Source organism: Saccharopolyspora karakumensis, assembly GCF_004349225.1.
GTDB lineage: Bacteria > Actinomycetota > Actinomycetes > Mycobacteriales > Pseudonocardiaceae > Saccharopolyspora > Saccharopolyspora endophytica.
The window spans coordinates 154,613-172,714 of sequence record NZ_SMLA01000007.1 but is presented as its reverse complement, the minus strand read 5'-3'; the positions used below and the strand labels follow the sequence as shown (position 1 = coordinate 172,714).

Below are 18,102 nucleotides of genomic sequence, written 5' to 3'. Positions count from 1 at the left end.
TTCGGACCACAACCGCACGGGGGTCACCCGAACGACGCTCCGATGAGGGGGAGGGCGCGGAGGTCGTCGATGGTGAAGGTCAGGCCGGCGAGGGCGCAGGTGGCGCGCATGGTCACCGCGTAGTCGAACTGACCGGGTTCCAGGTCCTCGTCCTCGACGACGCCGGCCGCCTCGAACGCCGCGCGCAGCTCCTCGGGGAAGTCGTCGAGGTCGTCCTCGACCAGGTCGTCGACGTTGATCCAGACGACCTCCTCACCGTCGACGAAGTACGTCATGCTCGCGTCGGCGTTGATGGTGAACACGCTGGTCGCCGCGGTGCGGCCGGACGCCGACAGCGCCGCGGTCGCTTCGTCGAAGGTGTGCCCGGCGTCGTCGTAGACGAACGTCCAGTCGCCGACCCGCCCGGCCAGCAGCGCCGCCGCGGTGCCGGGCTCGATACCCAGGGCCGTGCCCGGCAGCGAAGTCCAGTCGTCGGGCTTGGAGGAGGGCAGCTGGCAGGGCTGGACGAGGTGCGGCTTGGCGCCGATGGCCTCCAGCGCGGCCTCGGGGTCGAGGCCGCGGACGACGTGCAGGACGTGGTTGGGATCCGCGCAGGCCAGTTCCGTGATCCACTTCGGATCGCCGTCGTCGTCCAGTGCGTTCGGTGCAAAACCTGGTACGGGCACGGATGTCTCGCTCCCGGTCGCTGATCGTGTGCGGGGGTTCCCGCACCCATGACACGTGCGACGATGCGGATCCGGATCACTCGGGATGGTGATGAAGGGCCGCTTTGACTTGATTAGTTCAAGAAAATGCGGCAGGCTGCAGGGCGTGACGACGACTGCGGACTACGAGCGCATGTTGCGCGAGGCATCGCTGCGTGTGACGCGACCTCGGGTGGCAGTGCTGTCCGCAGTGCACGACAACGCGCACGCCGACACCGATTCGATCATCGGACAGGTTCGCCACGACCTGCCCAAGGTGTCTCACCAGGCCGTCTACGACGTCCTGCGCGCGCTCACCGTCGCGGGCCTGGTGCGCCGGATCCAGCCGATGGGTTCCGTGGCCCGCTACGAGGCGCGGGTTGGCGACAACCACCACCACGTCGTGTGCCGGTCGTGCGGCGAGATACACGACGTCGACTGCTCCGTGGGCGCCGCGCCTTGCTTGGAGGCGTCGGACTCCCACGGCTTCGTCATAGACGAGGCAGAGGTCATCTACTGGGGGCTCTGCGCAGCCTGCGCCCCCGAATCCGCTGAAGAACTGCACTGAAATTCGGAAGGATTCCCGTGTCTGACAGCCCTGACACCCAAGAGACGAACCAAACCGGTGGTTGCCCGGTCGCGCACGGGGGCCTCACTCACCCCACCCAGGGTGACGCCAACCGCGACTGGTGGCCGAACCGGCTCAACCTGAAGATCCTCGCCAAGCAGCACCCGAACAAGAACCCGCTGGGCGAGGACTTCGACTACGCCGCCGAGTTCAAGACGCTGGACCTGGCCGCGGTCAAGAAGGACATCCAGGACGTCATGACGGACTCCAAGGACTGGTGGCCGGCCGACTTCGGCCACTACGGCCCGCTGATGATCCGGATGGCCTGGCACTCCGCGGGCACCTACCGCATCAGCGACGGCCGCGGTGGCGCCGGTGGCGGTCAGCAGCGGTTCGCCCCGCTGAACTCCTGGCCGGACAACGTCAGCCTGGACAAGGCCCGCCGCCTGCTGTGGCCCGTCAAGCAGAAGTACGGCCGCAAGATCTCCTGGGCGGACCTGATGGTCCTCACCGGCAACGTCGCGCTCGAGTCGATGGGCTTCAAGACCTTCGGCTTCGGCGGCGGCCGCGTCGACGACTGGGAGCCCGAGGACGACGTCTACTGGGGTGCCGAGACCACCTGGCTGGGCAGCGACAAGCGCATCTCGACCGAGTCGGGCGAGCGCGAGCTGGAGCGTCCGCTGGGCGCCACCCACATGGGTCTGATCTACGTCAACCCGGAGGGTCCGGAGGGGCAGCCCGACCCGGTGGCCGCCGCGCGCGACATCCGCGAGACCTTCGGCCGGATGGCGATGAACGACGAGGAGACCCTCGCGCTGATCGCCGGTGGTCACACCTTCGGCAAGACCCACGGTGCCGCCCCCGACTCCCACCTGGAGGCCGAGCCGGAGGGCGCCGGTCTCGAGTCTCAGGGCCTGGGCTGGAAGAACAACTACGGCACCGGCAAGGGCGCCGACACCATCACCAGCGGCATCGAGGTCACCTGGACCTCCACGCCCACCAAGTGGACCACCAACTTCCTGTGGAACCTGCTCAGCTTCGAGTGGGAGGTCTACCAGGGACCGGGCGGTGCCTGGCAGTGGCGTCCGAAGGGCGGCGCGGGCGAGGGCACCGTGCCCGACGCGCACGACCCGTCGAAGCGGATCGCGCCGAACATGCTGACCACCGACATCGCGCTCAAGGTCGACCCGATCTACGGGCCGATCGCGCGCCGCTTCATGGAGAACCCGGACGAGTTCGCGGACGCCTTCGCCCGCGCCTGGTTCAAGCTGACCCACCGCGACATGGGTCCGAAGTCGCTGTACCTCGGCCCGGAGGTCCCGGAAGAGGACCTGATCTGGCAGGACCCGTTGCCGGCCAACGACAACGACACCCTGTCCGATGAGGACATCAAGTCGCTCAAGGCCAAGATCCTGGAGACCGGCCTGACCGTGTCGCAGCTGGTGTCCACCGCGTGGGCCTCGGCTTCGACCTTCCGCGGCAGCGACAAGCGGGGCGGCGCCAACGGTGCTCGCATCCGCCTGGAGCCGCAGCGGAACTGGGAGGTCAACAACCCGGACCAGCTGGCAGGCGTGCTCTCGGCCCTGGAAGGCGTGCAGCAGTCCTTCGGCAAGAAGGTCTCGCTGGCCGACCTGATCGTGCTCGGCGGTTCCGCCGCGATCGAGAAGGCCGCCGCCGACGCGGGTTCCAGCATCGAGGTGCCCTTCACCCAGGGTCGCGTCGACGCCGGTGAGCAGCACACCGACGCGGACTCCTTCGACGCGCTGGAGCCCATCGCCGACGGTTTCCGCAACTACTCCAGCAAGGCCGCGGAGCTCCCCGCCGAGTACAGCCTCATCGACCGGGCCAACCTGCTCACCCTGAGCGCCCCGGAGCTGACGGTCCTCATCGGTGGTCTGCGCGTGCTGGGTGCGAACTACGACGGTTCGAACCACGGCGTGTTCACCGACAAGCCGGGCGTGCTGAGCAACGACTTCTTCGTCAACCTGCTCGACATGGCCTACACGTGGCGGTCCACTTCGGACGACAAGTCCACCTACGAGGCCACCGACGCGTCCGGTGAGGTCGTCTGGACCGGTACTCGCGCCGACCTGGTCTTCGGTTCGAACTCCGAGCTGCGCGTGCTGGCGGAGGTCTACGCCTCGGCCGACGGCAAGGAGAAGTTCGTCGAGGACTTCGTCAAGGCCTGGGTCAAGGTCATGAACCTCGACCGCTACGACCTGGTCTGATCCTCAGATCAGCGTCCGCGGTCGCTCTGCTTCGAGCGCGGGCTGAGTCCCGCGCTCGAAGCAGCGGCTCACGCCGTGGTGAGGCCCCGTCCTGTTCAGGGCGGGGCCTTTCCCCGTCTCGGGACTACTTCTTCTTGCGGGTGACCCAGATGGTGATGGTGGCGCGGACGACGACCTGGTCCTTCTTGTCGTAGACGTTGACCGGGACGTCGATCTCCCGGCCCTCGTCGCCGAACTCCGGGATGGCGTCGAGCTCCGCGACCGCGCGCAGGCTCGTCTCGGCCTTGGCGAGGTACTCGACGTTCATCTTCTTCGGCAGCCAGCGGTGCGAGGTGGGCACGGTGGCCTCGGCGACCATGCCCATCGCGACCTCGGCGAGGTTGCACGCGGCGATGGCGTGGTAGGTGCCGATGTGGTTGTGCACGCCCCACCACTTCGGCGAGGTGACCACGCAGCGGCCCGGCTTCATCTCCTGGATCATCGGCAGGATCGTCCGGAAGTAGGGCGCCTTGAGGGCCACGCTCAGCGAGAACAGCCCGCGGCCGCCGAAGACCCGGGAGGCCTTGTTCCAGAGCGCGAAGGTCGGAGTCAGGGAGCTCATGACCCGAGAGCGTATATTACCCGCCAGTAACCTCCGTGGACCTGGTGCGCCACGTCACTCAGCTCAGGAACCGCCGCGCCAGCTTCGCCGCACCTCGCAGCACGCCCCCGGACTCGCCCGGCGGCGGCGGAGGCGGCAGCGGCCGGTCACCGGGACGCGGCGCGGTGCCGGCGAACTGCATCGCCCGGTACGGCCAGTTGCGCTCGGTGTTCCACTGGCTGACGACCAGGTGCAGGTCGTCGAGCGTGGACCCGGGGACGATGTAGCCGCCGTAGAGCTGGGCGACGTGACCGGCTCCGTGGTCCTCGCAACCCCACGCGCAACCGTGCAGGACCGTGCCGCGGACCGCCTCGTAGAGGTTCGACGTCGGCTCGTCGATGTTGAGCACGTCCACCCGGTAGTCACCGGCGTTGAAAAGCGCCAGGAGCCAGCGGTTCTCGACCTTGCGCAGGCACAGCTCGCCGTAGGAGCCGGTGAGCGCCACCGTCGGCGGGTTGTGCCACGCCCACTGGCCGTCCCGGAAACCCCAGCCCTGCCACGCGCCGGGATCGGTGATCCGCTCGGCGGGCACGCGCTGCAGGATCAGGCCCTTGTCGCGCTGGAAACCGGTGGAGAAGGCGTAGACGAAACCGTCGTCGCCGAGCTCCCAGGTCAGCATCTGGAACAGGCCGCCGTGCGCGTCGCCGGGCCAGGTGGCCCCGGTGTGCTCCCAGGTCTCGCCGTTGTCGGTCGAGCGGTGGATCTCCGTCCAGTGCACGTTGCCGAGCCCCTGGCACACCATCACGTGCAGGAACATCTCGCGGCCGATGGTGATGAGGTCGGTGGGCAGCACGGTGCTGACCGGGCGTCCGTGGATCATCGAGTCGTGCTCGTAGGGCAGGGCCTGGTCGGCGTAGTCGCTGCGCGGTCCGTACGAGCCCGTCCAGCGGATGCCGCTCAGCGCGCTGGCGGCGTCGCCGAAGACCACGACCGGCGAGCGCCAGCCCGGCCCGCCGACGCCGGCGCGGTCGAAGGTGTCGCCGAACACCGCCACCAGCCGGCCGTCCGGTGCGACCGCGGTGACCCCCAGATCGGTGCCGCCGATGCCCAGGTGGTCGGTGATTCCCGGTCCGGTGAGGTCCTTGACCTTGCGCAAGCCGTTGCCCTTCGTCCGCTTTCGTCCTTCATCCCGACGGTACGTGCTGCAGCTCGGTGGCGGCGTGGTGGCGGAGCTCGTTGATCAAGTGGTGCACGATCGCGGGCGCGTTCTCCCGGTGCAGGCAGGTGAGCACGCGGGAACCGGGATCGGCGATGGCGCTGCTGATCCGCACCTTCGGCGACGGGTTCTGGCGCAGCGTCAGCGACGGGATGATCGTCGCGCCCAACCCGTGCGCCACCAGCCCGAGCAGCGTGGGCGCCGTGCCGGTGCCGATGTCGTAGGAGTCCAGTTCGAGCCCGTGCTCGCGGCACATCCGCTCCAGGTGGCGGCGGGTCGCGGGGCCGAACGACGTGGTGATCCACCGCCGCGCCAGCAGCGTCGCCGGTTCGGCGTCCGACGGCCACGTGGCGGGCACGACGACGCGGAACGGATCGCGCATCAGGTCCACCTCGACCACGCCGGGAGGGCGTTCCGGCCCGTCGGCGCCGGGGCGCTCGCTGAGGATCAGGTCCAGCTCACCGGTGGCGAGGGCGTGCAGCCGCTCGGACTCGGAGATCTCGTAGACGTGCGGGTCCAGCGCCGGGTTCGCCGCCGCCATCCGCATGGCCACCGGCGCCCCCAGCTCGCTGATCGCCACCGAGAAACCCCCGATCCGCAACGGGCCCGCCGGTCCCTCGCGGAACTGCTCCATGTCCCGCTCCGCCTCGGCCAGCGCTTCGGCGACCCGGCCGGCGTGATCGGCGAGCGCGTTGCCCGCCGGGGTGAACCGGATGGTCCTGCCGCCGCCGCGCTGCTCCCGGTCCACCAGGTCGATGCCCAGCTCGTTCTCCAGCTTGGTGAGGTGCTGGGACACCCCGGAGGGCGTCAGGTGCAGCAGCCGGGCGGCCGCCAGCACGCTCCCGGTCCGGCGAACGGTGCGCAGGAGCAGGAGGCGTCGCGGGTCCACGGGCATTCAGCGAGGCTAACCCAGTGCTCCAGAACAAGTAACTTTCGCTGATGTCGAATCCGGTGAACACTGGGTCCTCGTGAAGCCACAACAGCCCGACCAGGCCTACCGAGCGGCTCGGGACACCGTGCTCATCGCGGCGCGGCAGACCGGCGCCGACGCCCTGGGCGACGACGTCTACTGGACGCTCGGGTCGCTGCGCCAGCTCCTGACCTCGCTCGACGCCGCGCTCGGCAGCTTCGGGGACGGACTCGTGGACCGCGCGTGCGCGGGTGAGCTCAACAACGTCGAAGGCCCCTTCACCGGCGATCCCGTCGAATCCGCCCTCACCGCGAACCACTGGCTGGACCGCGCCCGGACCCACCTCGCCGAAGCCCGCGACGCCGCCGACAACGCCCACATCGCCATCGCGGGCATGGCCCGGTCGCGCTGACGCGGAGCGGGCGAGGCCCGATTCCAGTGGAAATCCGGGTCCCGATTTCCACTGAGATGTCAGGGTGCCTCGGTCAGACCCGCGTAGAGGTCGGGACGGCGTTCGGCGAGCTGGGTGTTGACCCGCCTGGCAGCGCGGGTGGCCGCGGGGTCGACGCGGGCGAAGAGCAGCTCCTCGCCGCTGCCCGCGCGGGCGAGCTCGGTGCCGTCGGGAGCGATCAGGCACGTCTTGCCGATGTAGCTGAGCTCGTCCTCGCGCCCGCAGCGGTCGACGTAGGCGACGTGCATCTGGTTCTCGTAAGCCCGTGCCGGGACCAGGGTTTCGGCCACGATGTCCTCCGGCGGCAGCAGCGCGGTCGGCACGACCAGGAACTCGGTGCCCGCCAGTGCGTGGGCGCGCGCCGGTTCGGGGAACTCGATGTCGTAGCAGATCAGCAGGCCGATGCGGACGCCGTCGAAGTCGGCCTGCACGACCGGCACGTCACCGGGCTGGAAGTGCTTCTGCTCCATCGGGCCGTACAGGTGGGTCTTGCGGTAGGCCGCGAGGAGTTCACCGGTGGTCGAGATCAGGAACGACGTGTTGTGGACGGCACCGCCGACGCGCTCGGGATTGCCGTAGACGATCCCGATCCCGTGCTCGTCGGCGATGCGGCGGACGCGCCTGCCAACGGGTCCGTCGGCGGGCTCGGCGAGCCGTTCGATGTCGGCGCCGATGTTGTAGCCGGTCACCGACATCTCCGGGCACACCAGCAGCCGGGCGCCTCCGGCTGCGGCGCGGCGCGCGACCTCGTCGAGGCGCGACAGCGCCGCCTGCGGAGTGTGGCGTTCGAGCGGACCCTGGTCCAGTGCGACGGTGAGCATCAATCCGACAGACTAGAGCGCCGCCGCCCGTAAGCGAAGTAGATGAGCAGTCCGGCCAGCATCCAGGCGCCGAAGGCCACCCACGTCGCCGCGCCCAGGCTCAGCATCAGGTAGCAGCAGGACAGCACGCCCAGCAGCGGGACCAGCGGGACCAGCGGTGCCCGGAACGAGCGCGGCAGCTCCGGGTTGCGCCGTCGCAGGACCACGACCGCCAGGTTGACCAGCGCGAACGCGAACAGGGTGCCGATGCTGGTGGCATCGGCGAGCTCACCGAGCGGCACCACCGCCGAGAGGACCGCGATGAAGCCAGACACCAGCAGGGTGTTCGCGCGCGGGACCCCGGTCCGCTCGTCGACCCGGGAGAACAGGGGAGGGGCCAGCCCGTCCCGCGACATCGAGAACAGGATCCTGGTCTGCCCGTACAGGACGGTGAGGACCACGCTGGCCACCGCCACGATCGCGCCCGCCGACAGCAGGATCGACCCGGTCGTGCCGCCGAGCACCTTGCTCAGCGCAGCCTCGGTGCCCTCGAAGAGCGTCCAGTGCATCGCGCCCACCGCGGCCAGCGCGACCAGGCAGTACAGCACCGTGACCAGCACCAGCGACAGCATGATCGCGCGCGGCAGGTCGCGCTGCGGGTCGCGGGCCTCCGAACCGGCGGTGGAGGCGGCGTCGAAACCGATGTAGGAGAAGAACAGCTTGCCGGCCGCCGCGCTCACCCCGCCCATGCCCAGCGGCAGCAGCGGCGAGTAGTTGCCGTCCTGCACGGCGGTGAACGCCAGCGCGCAGAACAGCACCAGCGTCGCCGTCTTGATCAGCACCATCGCGGTGTTGATCCGCGCGCTCTCCCGGGCCCCGCCCAGCAGCGCCACCATCGCCAGGACCACCACGACGGCGGCCGGCACGTTGAGGATTCCGCCGTCGCCCGGCGGCGAGCTCAGCGATTCGGGCAGCGACACGCCCGCGACCAGGTGCAGGAGCTCGTTGACGTACTGCCCCCAGCCGACCGCGACCGCGGCCACCGAGACGCCGTACTCCAGCATCAGGCACCAGCCGCACACCCAGGCGGCCAGCTCGCCCATGGTCGCGTAGGCGTAGGAGTAGGACGATCCGGCGACCGGGATCATGCCCGCGAGCTCGGCGTAGGACAGCGCCGAGAGCAGTGCGGTGACACCGGCGATGACGAACGCCAGCGCCACACCCGGTCCGGCCAGCGGCACGGCTTCGCCCAGGACCACGAAGATCCCGGTGCCCAGCGTGGCGCCGACGCTGAGCATGGTCAGCTGCCACAGCCCCAGCGAACGCCGCAGCGAGCCGCCCTGGCCCTGCCCGCTGTCGGCGACGAGGTCCGCGATGGGTTTGCGACGCATGAGCTGCGCCCCCACGCCGTTCCTCGGTCCGCGCGACGGCGCGAGAGCGTCCTCCACCACGAATTCCTCCACTGTGGACGCCACGATGCGCCCGGTTCGATGTGAACTGCCACACCACGCTGGCGGGCAACGTTAGCGAGGCAACCGTGTACAGAGAAGCCGCAATCGTTGCGGAGGGAGCCGCCTGGCGTTCGAACGTTGCGGCATCCGGAAACACCGGTGAGAACGCCGCCTCGGGTCCCGAGGGGACGGGTTGCGGGGCGTTGGGCCAGGTGGCGGGTAGGGTCGGCGTTTTCGGGAGAGGTGGCGCTGTGGGAGTGCGGTTCGAGGAGCTCGATTGGCGGGAGACGCCGATCGGTGCGATCAGCCTGCGGAGGCGCCGGGACCCGGTGCTCGACGTGGACGTCTTCGAGGTCAAGCTCGACGACGAGTACCTGATGTCGAGCCTGTTCACCGTCGCCGAGGTCGAACTCGCGCGGCTCGGCCTGGCCGAGTCGTCCGGTTCGGAGCTCGACGTCGTGGTCGGCGGACTCGGACTGGGCTACACCGCGCGGGCCGCGCTGGAGGACCGGCGCGTGCGGTCGATGCTGGTCGTGGAAGGGCTCGGCGAGGTCATCGAGTGGCACGAGCGCGGACTGCTCCCGCTCGCACCCGAGCTCACCGGTGATCCGCGAAACCGGTTCGTGCACGGGGACTTCTTCGCGCTCGCCGAATCACCCGAGGGCTTCGACGGCGGTCGGCGGTTCGACGCGATCCTGCTCGACATCGACCACTCCCCGCAGAACGTCCTCGACAGCGGTCACGCCGGTTTCTACGCCCCCGACGGCCTGCGGAAGATGGCCGCGCACCTGCGCCCGGGCGGCGTCTTCGCGCTGTGGTCCGACGATCCGCCCGAGGACGGCTTCACCCGCGACCTCGCCGAGGTCTTCGACGACGTCACCGCCCACGTGGTCAGCTTCGACAACCACTACACCGGAGGCACGTCGGCCAACACCGTCTACGTCGGCGTGTCCACTTAGACCCATCGCTTCGTGCGGCGGTGCGAGTGGTGGAACTTGAGCGGATTCGTGCACTCCGTGCGCCATCAGCACCGAGGGCGTCCGCGGAGTCGTCAGGTGGGTTGCCGGAGGCCCTGAACTGCTGGTGCAGGGGGTTCGGCACACTATGAGCAGGGCTGACGAACGTCCTCAAGATTGCGCGAACGGTTGCGACGTGGGAGAGCAAGTGCGCTCATTGGCATCTGAGGTGGAGCAGGCGGTGTCTGAGGCCATGGCCGCCGCGTTGCCGACAGAACTCGCCGATCAGGACCCCCTGGTGCGCCGATCGGGCCATGCCGACTTTCAGTCGAACATCGCGCTTTCCATCGCCAGAAAAGCAGGTCAGAAGCCGCATGATCTCGCTGGGCAGTTGCGGTCAAGACTAGCCGAAGTGCCCTGGATGAAAAGCGTGGAGCTGTCGGGGCCTGGCTTTCTCAACATCACCTTGGCCGATACGGCGATCGTGAATCAGCTCGTGCAGCGCTCTGAGCAAGCGAAGCTGGGCGTCCAAGAAGGTCAACGCGACCAGGTCGTCACGGTCGATTACTCGGCGCCCAATATCGCCAAGGAGATGCACGTCGGGCATCTCCGGTCGACGCTGATCGGGGATGCTCTCGTTCGTGTCCTCGGCTTTCTCGGGGCAGAGGTCATCCGGCAGAACCATGTCGGCGACTGGGGCACGCAGTTCGGAATGCTGATCCAGTACATCTTCGAGCACCCCGAGGAGGGCTGGCGCAACACCGAGGTCGACCAGGACGGTCATGAAGACGCGACGTCGGCGCCGGATGCGCTCTACCGAGCCGCGCGGGCGGAGTTCGATGCTGACGAGGCGTTCAAGGAGCGCGCGCAGCGTCGGGTGGTAGCGCTGCAGAGCGGTGATGAGGAGACCGTCACTGCGTGGCACGACATCGTCGAGGAGTCGGCGGCTGCGTTCCAGAAGATCTACGACCGACTCGGAGTGCTCCTCGACGAAAACGATCTGGCGGGAGAATCCCGGTACAACCCGCTGCTCGATGATGTCGTTGAGGAGTTGCAGAGGAAGGGCATCGTCGAGGAGAGCGATGGTGCTCTGGTGGTCTTCTTCGACGACATCCTCGGGCCGAGTGGCGACCGGGTTCCGCTGCTGGTCCGCAAGCGAGACGGTGGCTACGGCTACGGCGCGACGGACTTGGCGACGATCCGGTACCGCCTGCAGGACCTGAAGGCGACCCGAGCGTTGTACGTCGTGGATGCCCGCCAGGCGCAGCACTTCGACATGATCTTCCGAGTCGCGCGGCGAGCCGGTTGGCTGACCGGTCAGGACGTGGAGCACGTGCAGTTCGGCACGGTGCTGGGCAGCGACGGCAAGCCGTTCAAGACCCGTTCAGGTGGCACGGTCAAGCTCGCCGACCTCCTCGACGATGCCCTGCGCAGGGCACGGGAGATCGTCACGGAGAAAGAGCCTGACATCAGCGCTGCGGATCTCGAAGACATCGCCGAGACGGCGAGCGTGGGCGCGGTGAAGTACGCGGAGCTGTCGACCGTGCGGACCAAGGACTACGCCTTCGATGTCGACCGCATGGTCTCGTTCAACGGGGCGACCGGCGTCTACCTGCAGTACATGCACACCCGCATCAAGTCGATCCAGCGCAAGGCCGTCGAGACCGGCGTTGGTGAAGCCAGGTTCGATGCGGGCCTTGCCTTGGAACCGCAGGAGCGGGCGCTGTCACTGCTGATCGATGAGTTCGCCGACACCCTCGAGGTCGTCGCGAAGACGCTCGAACCACACCGACTCGCGGGGTACCTGTACGGGCTCGCCCGGGCGTTCTCCGAATTCTACGAAGCATGCCCGGTCCTGAAGGCCGACAGCGACGAGGTTCGCGCCAGTCGGCTCGCGTTGTGCGAACTGACCGCGCGAACGCTCGCGCAGGGGCTTGACCTACTGGGGACCACAGCACCAGAGCGGATGTGAACGACGCTCCGTTACCTGTCGTCTCGCACTTCAGGAGATACCCGCCATGACAAGCAGTCCGCGACTTGCTTCGGGTTGCACGGATCACCTGCCCATCAGCGGGCGGATGATGAAGAGAGGCCCAGCGCAGTTCTCGTGATCTTCACCAAGCGCTGTGCCTGATCCGGACTCAACTCCCGCACGAACACCCCAGGTTGGCGCGCCGCACCACCTCCAGCAGCAAACCTGCGCAGCCACCATCAGCCGACACGCTTACGACATCAACATTCCCTGGCGAGGCGCCTAGGCCTCGGCTGCCGCCTTGATGCGGCGGAGCGTTTCCCGCATTCCGGCTTCGAGCTCGTCCGCGTGCTCGGGTACGCCGCCGAGCACGAGGGTGGCGAACGCGGTGCTGGTCTTCGGCAGCTCACGGGTGAGGACGCGGTGCTGGACCAGCCGGGTTCCCGAGTCGGTGGGTTCCAGCTCGAAGGTCCAGCGGGCACCGCTGGTCGTGGTGTCCCACGCCAGCCGCCGCTGAGGCTCGAAGACCGTCACGACGTTGCGGGTCGGCCACACCGCCGCCTTGCGCCGGTTCACGCCGAGGAACCACTGCCCGCGCCGGAACCCGCCGGGCTTGAGCGGCAGCATCGCCACGAGCTCCGGACTGGCGTCCGCGTGGGTCCTGGTCCGCGTCAGCAGTTGCCAGACGTGCTCCGGGCGAGCGTCGATGAGCACTTCCGCCCGCATGTCCCGATCCGCTGCACCCACGTGGCTCCTCCCTCGCGCCCGGTTCGGCCGGTGGAACGCTAAGCGACGCCGGGCGCGGGGGACAAGAGCCCGCGATCACGCACCCGCGTTCAGCGTGGCGTAGGCGATGACGTTGTCGCGGTAGCTGTCGCGCTCCGGGTCGAACGATCCGCCGCAGGTGATCAAACGCAGCTCCGCGGCATCGCTGTTGCCGTAGACCTCCTGGGCCGGGAACTCGGTCTTGGGCACCTGCGCGACGCGGGTGACGGTGAACGTCGCGGTGCGGCCATCGCGGCGGGTCACGATCACCTCGTCCTCCGGTCCGATCTCGTGGAGCCGGGCGAAGATCCCGTCGTGACCGCCGCCGTCGACGTGCCCGAGGATCACCGCGGGGCCGAGCTGACCGGGCGTCGGCCCGAACCGGTACCACCCCGCCTGCATCGGCGTCTCCACCGGTGGCACCTCGACCGTCTCGTCGGCGTTGAGCCCGAGCGGGATCAGCGTCGACGTGGCCTCGATGGCGGGGATGCGCAGTTCCACCGGGTCGGAGGCGGGAAGCGCGAGGCTCGCCCGCGTGATCGGTTCCGGAGGTGCGGTGGGGCCCTCCACGGCGGCCCCACCGCAGCCGGCGAGCGACCCGATCAGCGCTGCGAGCAGCACCGCGCGGAGTCGGCTCACCAGCTCACCGCAGCGTGGAACCACGCTGGATCGACGCTCTCCGGACCACCACCGGTCTCGGGAGCGCCCTTCGGGATCCGGGTCACCTGCCGCGGCTCCGCGCCGCTGCTCCCGGACGGTGCGGTCGCCTCGTCGCCGTCGTCCGCGGCGTCGGGCGGGTAGACGGTGAACGTCCACTTCAGGTGCTGTCCTCGACCGCACCACGCGGTGACCGGGTAGTCACCCGGCACGGTCTTGGGACGGATGGTCGCGGGCGCCACGTAGGTGTTGATGCCGGAAGGCGTCTCCACCTGCTCGTAGGCGCCGATGTCGAGCACCGGCGAATGGGCCTCGCGCGGCTCGAACGGGCACCCGACCACGACCCCGATGTCGTCACCGGGCTGCGGCCGGCCGTCGCCGGTGATGTGGATGAACGGCGACGGCGGCGGGTAGCCCGGCTCGGAGGGCTCCGTGGTGGTCGGTTCGCCGGGGACCGGTTCGGTCGTGGACGTTTCGGCCAGCGCCACCGGCGCAGCCGCCAGGGCCGCGGTCAGGCCCAGCAGCGCGAGCGTGCTGAAAGTGGGTGTGCGCATGATGTTTCTCCTTCACCAAGCCCCGATCAGGCGGATCGCCTCGGGGTGATGTGTGAGAAAACGCCGGTGGCCGGAAAAGGTTGGCCGCGTTACCCAACCGAGACGTTCGGCCCCCGCTCACCGCATGAACAGGCCCCCGTTGACGTCCCAACACGCACCGGTGACCGAGTGGGCGCCCGGCGAGGCGAGCAGTGCGACGACGTCGGCGACGAACGCCGGGTCGCCGAGGCGGCCCACCGGGATCGTGCGCTGGAACGCCTCCAGGTTCTGCTCGCCGACGATGTCGCGGACCATCCGGGAGTCCTGCGGGCCGGGGGAGACGGCGTTGACCGTCACGCCCCGGGCGGCGAGCTCGCGGGCGAAGACCTTCGTGGCCGACATGACCGCGCCCTTCGACGACGCGTAGTGGCCGCCCGTGGCCGTGCCGCCGTTCTGCCCGGCGAGCGAGGCCATGTTCACGATCCGCCCGTAGCCCTGCTCGGCCATGTGGGCGCCGAAGACCTGGCAGGCGTTGAAGGTTCCGGTGAAGTTGACGGCCATCACCGCCTCCAGCTCCTCCGGGGTGATCTCGAACAGCGGCGTCGCCCGGGTGCGGGCGGCGTTGTTCACCAGCACCCGCACCGGCCCGAAGTCGGTGAGCACCGAGTCCAGGAGGCCGGTGAGCGCGGCGCGGTCGGCCACGTCGGCGGAGTACCCGCGCGCGGTCTCGCCGCTGGGGTCCAGCGCGGTGGCCAGCTCCACCGCCCCCGTGCCGTCGACGTCGGCGACCGCCACGGCCTGCCCCTCCGCGTGCAGGCGCCGGGCGATGGCCTGGCCCAGACCGTTGGCGCCTCCGGTGACCACGGCGGTCACAGCAGGAACCCCGCCGCCGGCACCGCGTCCCCGCTGTTGACCAGCCGGATCACCTTGCGCGCGATGGTGTCCTCGGCGGGCGCGGTGCCCAGCCGGACGGTGTAGTCGACGTCGGCGGCCCACAGGTCGTGGGTGCCGCGCTTGTGGGCCACCAGCACCTGCGCGGCGCGCAACGACACCTCCGAGTCCGAGACCCCGGTGGTCACGAAGCGGGAGACCGTGCGGACGGTGATCGCCGAGTCGACGGCGGCGATCGCGTAGCCCTCGGTCATCCGGTTCACCCGCAGCCGCCGCATCCGCCGGTCGTCGTAGACCATGTTGAGGACGTCGTCGAACTCCTCGGCGTCGCGGTCGATCGGGATGACGTAGACGCCGTCGTCGGCGTAGAGCCCCTGCCAGGTGACGTAGTCCTTGCGGTCGAGCAGGTCCGCCTCCCGCCACACCAGTTCGATCGCGCGCGACACGCGCACGTCGCCGAGCGTCGTCGGGGTCCGCAGATCAGTCATCGCTCATCACCTGCTTCCACTTCTCGTAGGCGGCGCGCATGCCTGTCTCGTCGGTGACGTGGGAGGTCGGCCAGCCCTCCGGCGAGGGCTTCTCGCGGCCCAGCCCGCGGTTGACCATGATCGGCATCTCCGGGGCGCCCGCGGTGCCGCGCTGCACGCGGTCCCAGCCCTCGGCGTCGTCGGGCGTGCCGAAGCCGAACGGGCCCTGGAAGTGCTCGTGGGCGCGCAGCCGCTCGCGGTTGACCGGTCCGGTGATCTCCGCGGGACCGTCCGGGCCGATCGCGATGTGCTCGATCTCGGTCTCGCCGACGCCGATCGGGCGCAGCGCCCGGAAGAACGAGATCGACATCGACACGTTCGGGAACAGGTTGAGGTTGAACCCGGTTCCGTGCATCGCCCGCACGAGCCGCCGGATCTCGGCCTGCTCGACACCCGCCGACTCCAGCTGGGAGATGAGGCCGCCGAAGCGGTCCTGGAGCTTCTCGGTGCCGTCGTCGGCGTCGAGGTCGGAGTGCTCGGGCACCATCTGCATGACCGAGTGCCCGTTGCCGAGGTCGTGCGTGATGGCCGCGGGATCGGTCATGAAGCTCATCATGTTCGCCGTCTCGGCGTCCACCGAGGCCATCCAGGACCGGTGCACGATCGGGAAGTGGTAACCGTCGGTGGTGTTCTCCAGCTGGATCTTCCAGTTCCCGCTGAACCGGAACCGGTGCGTTCCCAGCACTTTCACCGGGTAGCCGCCGCCTTGCTTCATGAACCGGTCGATCCACGTCCGCGCGTCGCCCAGGAACTCGGCGAGCGGCTCGGCGTCGTCGGCGAAGGTAGCGAAGATCATCCCGCCGTAGGACTCGGTGCGCAGCCGCTTGAGCCCCATCCCGCTGCGGTCCATCACCCCGTTGTAGCCGTCCGGGTAGGGCAGTCCGCGCAGCGAGCCGTCCAGGCCGTAGGACCACGCGTGGTAGGGGCAGGTGAAACCGTTGGCGCGACCGGTCTTGCGCTCGCACACGCTCGCGCCCCGGTGTCGGCACCGGTTGAGCATCGTGCGGACGACGCCGTGCCGGTCGCGGGTGACGATGACCGGCTGCCTGCCGACGTGGGTCGACTTGAAGGTGCCCGGCTCGGGAAGTTCGCTGTCGTGGGCGACCCACACCCAGGTCCGCTCGAAGATCCGGGTCATCTCCAGCTCGAAGATCTCCGGGTCGGTGTAGATCCGGCCCGCGACCCGGTCGGGTGCGACGAGGTCGGCGGGCGCGAGGTCGTGGACGTTGCTCGCGGTGATCTCGGAGTGCATCGGGTCACCTCAGTACTCGCGCGGCGTGAGCGCCCGGCCGATCCGGGCCTCGATCTTGGCGTACTTCCACAGCTTCCAATCCGACCGTCCTACCTGGACCGTCCGGAAGAGGTTGCAGGCGGCCTTGACGGTCTCCTGGGTGTCGACGTCGGCCAGCAGGTAGCAGGTCCACGGCCAGGAGTCGGACGGACCGACCAGGTGGCTGTCGTCGTCGATGTCGCCGATGAAGTCGACCCCGGGCAGCGCCTTGATGCCGTCCATCATCTCGACGAAGGCCGTCCACACGTCGCCGGCGGTGACCCCGTCGCGCGGGAGGTCGAAGAAGTTCTGGTTGATGCCGATGCAGAACAGCACGCGCAGTGGCGGATTGGCCATGGCAACTCCTGTGTCGTCGCGGGATCAGCGGAATCCGGGAACGGTCGGCGGCCTGCCCAGCAGCACGGCGCCCGCGGCGTCGTACATCGAGGGCATCAGGAACGCGTGCAGCGCGGGCACCTGCGAGTCCTGGCGCATGCGTTGCAGCGGGTGGGAGTTGTCGATGGTGGAGGTCCCGGAGAAACCGCACACCTCGTGCACGACCTGCGCCGCCGTCGCGGCCAGGTGGGTGGCCGAGAGCCGGATCATCGCGTTGTGCTCGTCGCCGACCTCGCCGCCCGAGGCCACCGCGTCCCAGACCTCCTCGGTGACCTCGTAGTAGAACGCCCTCGCCGAGCGCATCGCGGCCACGGCCTGCGCGTACCCGGTGCGGTAGTAGGCGCGGTCGGCCAGCGGGGGAGCTCCGGTCACACCGGTGCGGGAACCCGCCCGGGAGGCGAAGTCCAGCGCGGCCTGCGCCACCCCGAGCCCCACCGCGGCGTGCACCTGCGCCTGGTAGCCGATGGTGGGGTAGCGGTAGAGCGGTTCGTCCACGCAGGCCCCGCCGCCCCGGATGAACGTCCACTCGCGCGGCACCTCGACGTCGTCGACGACCACGTCGAACGAGCCCGACGCCCGCATCCCCGAGACGTCCCAGTCCTGCACGATCTCGACCTGCTCTGGCCGCAGCATCGCCGCGCGCGGCCGGTTGTCGCCGTCGGCGTCACCTGGGATGCCGACGCTGAGGATGTCGGCGGCCATGCAGCCGCTGGCGAACCGCCACCGCCCCGTGACCAGGTAGCCGCGGTCGGTCGGGGTCACGGGGTTGACCGGGAACATCGCGCCCCCGTAGACCACGTCGGGCCCGTCGGCGTAGAGCTTCGCCTGGGTGTCGAGCGGCAGGCACGTCAGGTACGTCCCGGCCGAGCCGAAACCGGCCACCCACCCGGTCGACCCGTCCACCGACGCGATGCGCTCGACAGCGCGCAGGAACTCCGGCGGCGGCATCGGCTCACCGCCGAACATCGCCGGCGTGGAGGCGCGGAACAGGCCGAGCTCCTTGAGCCGGGCGACGAAGTCGGGAGGTACGTAGGACTGCGCGTGGAACTCCTCGCGGCGCTCGGTGAGCTCGGCCAGCACGGCCTCCCACGCCGCGTCGCCGGCGAATGCCTGGGGCATGGCACGCTCCTGTCGTCCGGGTTGCGATCCGACGCTATGCAGCGGCCACGAGGTGCGACATCGGGATTGCCCAAGCACCAGGTAGGGGAATCCTTCAGCCGCGGTGGCGGGAAGACCTATCCGCGCACC

At 69.4% G+C, this 18,102-nt stretch carries 19 protein-coding genes; 5 read left to right on the top strand and 14 right to left on the bottom strand.

What is annotated here, in order from left to right; translation table 11 throughout:
- Nucleotides 1–23 precede the first annotated feature (23 nt).
- Entirely contained in the window at nucleotides 24–665 is a 642-nt protein-coding gene (locus E1202_RS07650; RefSeq protein WP_132681853.1) for a DUF6461 domain-containing protein, read from the bottom strand.
- 172 nt (nucleotides 666–837) lie between these two features.
- Here E1202_RS07650 and E1202_RS07645 point away from each other — a divergent pair, with 172 nt between their 5' ends.
- Both E1202_RS07645 and katG read left to right on the top strand, forming a co-directional pair.
- Nucleotides 838–1,251 carry a Fur family transcriptional regulator gene (locus E1202_RS07645; RefSeq protein ID WP_132681882.1) on the top strand — a complete coding sequence of 138 codons (414 nt, stop codon included), beginning with the start codon at nucleotides 838–840 and terminating at the stop codon, nucleotides 1,249–1,251.
- Between the two features lie 17 nt (nucleotides 1,252–1,268).
- Nucleotides 1,269–3,479, top strand: coding sequence for a catalase/peroxidase HPI (katG, locus tag E1202_RS07640; RefSeq protein WP_132681852.1), 2,211 nt, complete (start codon nucleotides 1,269–1,271; stop codon nucleotides 3,477–3,479).
- Nucleotides 3,480–3,603: 124 nt separating this feature from the next.
- On the opposite strand, the gene E1202_RS07635 is transcribed toward katG, so the two are convergent.
- The 3 genes from E1202_RS07635 to E1202_RS07625 are packed head-to-tail and all read right to left on the bottom strand — an operon-like array spanning nucleotide 3,604 to nucleotide 6,170.
- Nucleotides 3,604–4,080 (bottom strand): hotdog fold domain-containing protein, encoded by a 477-nt coding sequence (locus E1202_RS07635; RefSeq protein WP_132681851.1) that lies wholly within the window; start codon nucleotides 4,078–4,080, stop codon nucleotides 3,604–3,606.
- A 58-nt stretch (nucleotides 4,081–4,138) separates the two neighbouring features.
- Nucleotides 4,139–5,215 (bottom strand): DUF4185 domain-containing protein, encoded by a 1,077-nt coding sequence (locus tag E1202_RS07630; RefSeq protein ID WP_132681850.1) that lies wholly within the window; start codon nucleotides 5,213–5,215, stop codon nucleotides 4,139–4,141.
- Between the two features lie 28 nt (nucleotides 5,216–5,243).
- Nucleotides 5,244–6,170 carry a LysR family transcriptional regulator gene (locus tag E1202_RS07625; protein WP_132681849.1) on the bottom strand — a complete coding sequence of 309 codons (927 nt, stop codon included), beginning with the start codon at nucleotides 6,168–6,170 and terminating at the stop codon, nucleotides 5,244–5,246.
- A gap of 73 nt (nucleotides 6,171–6,243) precedes the next feature.
- On the opposite strand from E1202_RS07625, the gene E1202_RS07620 reads away from it, so the two are divergent.
- Nucleotides 6,244–6,597 (top strand): hypothetical protein, encoded by a 354-nt coding sequence (locus E1202_RS07620; RefSeq protein WP_132681848.1) that lies wholly within the window; start codon nucleotides 6,244–6,246, stop codon nucleotides 6,595–6,597.
- A 59-nt stretch (nucleotides 6,598–6,656) separates the two neighbouring features.
- Here the strand turns inward: E1202_RS07620 and E1202_RS07615 are convergent, their stop codons facing one another.
- Entirely contained in the window at nucleotides 6,657–7,457 is an 801-nt protein-coding gene (locus E1202_RS07615) for a carbon-nitrogen hydrolase family protein (RefSeq protein ID WP_132681847.1), read from the bottom strand.
- Nucleotides 7,457–8,827 (bottom strand): amino acid permease, encoded by a 1,371-nt coding sequence (locus tag E1202_RS07610; protein ID WP_132681881.1) that lies wholly within the window; start codon nucleotides 8,825–8,827, stop codon nucleotides 7,457–7,459. Before E1202_RS07610 ends, E1202_RS07615 begins: the two co-directional genes overlap by 1 nt.
- A 311-nt stretch (nucleotides 8,828–9,138) precedes the next feature.
- Between E1202_RS07610 and E1202_RS07605 the strand changes: the two genes are divergently transcribed.
- Both E1202_RS07605 and argS read left to right on the top strand, forming a co-directional pair.
- Entirely contained in the window at nucleotides 9,139–9,846 is a 708-nt protein-coding gene (locus E1202_RS07605; RefSeq protein WP_132681846.1) for a polyamine aminopropyltransferase, read from the top strand.
- Nucleotides 9,847–9,991: 145 nt separating this feature from the next.
- Nucleotides 9,992–11,815 (top strand): arginine--tRNA ligase, encoded by a 1,824-nt coding sequence (gene argS, locus E1202_RS07600; protein ID WP_132681845.1) that lies wholly within the window; start codon nucleotides 9,992–9,994, stop codon nucleotides 11,813–11,815.
- Between the two features lie 282 nt (nucleotides 11,816–12,097).
- Here argS and E1202_RS07595 read toward each other — a convergent pair whose 3' ends face one another.
- The 8 genes from E1202_RS07595 to E1202_RS07560 all read right to left on the bottom strand — a co-directional run bounded on the left by E1202_RS07595 (nucleotide 12,098) and on the right by E1202_RS07560 (nucleotide 17,973).
- Entirely contained in the window at nucleotides 12,098–12,562 is a 465-nt protein-coding gene (locus E1202_RS07595; protein ID WP_132681844.1) for an SRPBCC family protein, read from the bottom strand.
- A 75-nt stretch (nucleotides 12,563–12,637) separates the two neighbouring features.
- Complete coding sequence (locus tag E1202_RS07590) at nucleotides 12,638–13,219, bottom strand: class F sortase (protein WP_132681843.1); 582 nt, start codon at nucleotides 13,217–13,219, stop codon at nucleotides 12,638–12,640.
- Nucleotides 13,216–13,791: a hypothetical protein gene (locus tag E1202_RS07585; RefSeq protein WP_132681842.1), complete on the bottom strand. Its 576-nt coding sequence runs from the start codon at nucleotides 13,789–13,791 to the stop codon at nucleotides 13,216–13,218. Before E1202_RS07585 ends, E1202_RS07590 begins: the two co-directional genes overlap by 4 nt.
- Before the next feature lie 117 nt (nucleotides 13,792–13,908).
- Nucleotides 13,909–14,643, bottom strand: coding sequence for an SDR family NAD(P)-dependent oxidoreductase (locus tag E1202_RS07580; RefSeq protein ID WP_132681841.1), 735 nt, complete (start codon nucleotides 14,641–14,643; stop codon nucleotides 13,909–13,911).
- Nucleotides 14,640–15,149 (bottom strand): aromatic-ring-hydroxylating dioxygenase subunit beta, encoded by a 510-nt coding sequence (locus tag E1202_RS07575; protein WP_132681840.1) that lies wholly within the window; start codon nucleotides 15,147–15,149, stop codon nucleotides 14,640–14,642. The genes E1202_RS07580 and E1202_RS07575 overlap by 4 nt, the downstream gene beginning before the upstream one ends.
- Nucleotides 15,142–16,440, bottom strand: coding sequence for an aromatic ring-hydroxylating oxygenase subunit alpha (locus tag E1202_RS07570; protein ID WP_132681839.1), 1,299 nt, complete (start codon nucleotides 16,438–16,440; stop codon nucleotides 15,142–15,144). The genes E1202_RS07575 and E1202_RS07570 overlap by 8 nt, the downstream gene beginning before the upstream one ends.
- A gap of 9 nt (nucleotides 16,441–16,449) precedes the next feature.
- Nucleotides 16,450–16,815 (bottom strand): hypothetical protein, encoded by a 366-nt coding sequence (locus tag E1202_RS07565; RefSeq protein WP_132672846.1) that lies wholly within the window; start codon nucleotides 16,813–16,815, stop codon nucleotides 16,450–16,452.
- Between the two features lie 24 nt (nucleotides 16,816–16,839).
- Nucleotides 16,840–17,973 (bottom strand): acyl-CoA dehydrogenase family protein, encoded by a 1,134-nt coding sequence (locus E1202_RS07560; protein ID WP_132681838.1) that lies wholly within the window; start codon nucleotides 17,971–17,973, stop codon nucleotides 16,840–16,842.
- Nucleotides 17,974–18,102 lie beyond the last annotated feature (129 nt).

Bases quoted from the DNA above. Each gene is read 5' to 3' on its own strand.
- E1202_RS07645 (WP_132681882.1), top strand. From the start codon at position 838: ATGTTGCGCGAGGCATCGCTGCGTGTGACGCGACCTCGGGTGGCAGTG.
- E1202_RS07635 (WP_132681851.1), bottom strand. From the start codon at position 4,080: ATGAGCTCCCTGACTCCGACCTTCGCGCTCTGGAACAAGGCCTCCCGG.
- E1202_RS07625 (WP_132681849.1), bottom strand. From the start codon at position 6,170: ATGCCCGTGGACCCGCGACGCCTCCTGCTCCTGCGCACCGTTCGCCGG.
- E1202_RS07615 (WP_132681847.1), bottom strand. From the start codon at position 7,457: ATGCTCACCGTCGCACTGGACCAGGGTCCGCTCGAACGCCACACTCCG.
- E1202_RS07610 (WP_132681881.1), bottom strand. From the start codon at position 8,827: ATGCGTCGCAAACCCATCGCGGACCTCGTCGCCGACAGCGGGCAGGGC.
- argS (WP_132681845.1), top strand. From the start codon at position 9,992: ATGAGCAGGGCTGACGAACGTCCTCAAGATTGCGCGAACGGTTGCGAC.
- E1202_RS07585 (WP_132681842.1), bottom strand. From the start codon at position 13,791: ATGCGCACACCCACTTTCAGCACGCTCGCGCTGCTGGGCCTGACCGCG.
- E1202_RS07575 (WP_132681840.1), bottom strand. From the start codon at position 15,149: ATGACTGATCTGCGGACCCCGACGACGCTCGGCGACGTGCGCGTGTCG.
- E1202_RS07570 (WP_132681839.1), bottom strand. From the start codon at position 16,440: ATGCACTCCGAGATCACCGCGAGCAACGTCCACGACCTCGCGCCCGCC.
- E1202_RS07565 (WP_132672846.1), bottom strand. From the start codon at position 16,815: ATGGCCAATCCGCCACTGCGCGTGCTGTTCTGCATCGGCATCAACCAG.
- E1202_RS07560 (WP_132681838.1), bottom strand. From the start codon at position 17,973: ATGCCCCAGGCATTCGCCGGCGACGCGGCGTGGGAGGCCGTGCTGGCC.